Here is a 275-nt window from a genome sequence, read left to right on the forward strand (position 1 = left end):
ACACCAGCCCGCGGCAAGCCGTGCTGTCGCGATAGAAGGCGCAGATCGCGGCATCGCGCATCCGGTCGCCCCGCGCCTCCACCTCGGCATGATGCGCATCCAGCGCGGCGGACAGCGCGTTCCACGCCGCGTCCAGCGCCTCCAGCGTGAATCCCTCGGCCACCTCCGGCACCGCAGCGCCGCCCTCCGCCAGCAGTGCGCGCATCGCGGCGATATCGGCGATCCGCCACGCCGCCGCCTGCCCGGCCTCCTGCGCGGCCAGCATCGCCAGCAAC

1 protein-coding gene is annotated in these 275 nt (G+C 74.2%); it reads right to left on the bottom strand.

What is annotated here, in order from left to right:
- Nucleotides 1–275: hypothetical protein (locus CVH10_RS25995; RefSeq protein ID WP_181244581.1), on the bottom strand; the 275-nt coding region annotated here is incomplete at both ends.

This window comes from Halomonas sp. ND22Bw (assembly GCF_003011945.1).
Lineage (GTDB): Bacteria > Pseudomonadota > Gammaproteobacteria > Pseudomonadales > Halomonadaceae > Halomonas > Halomonas halophila.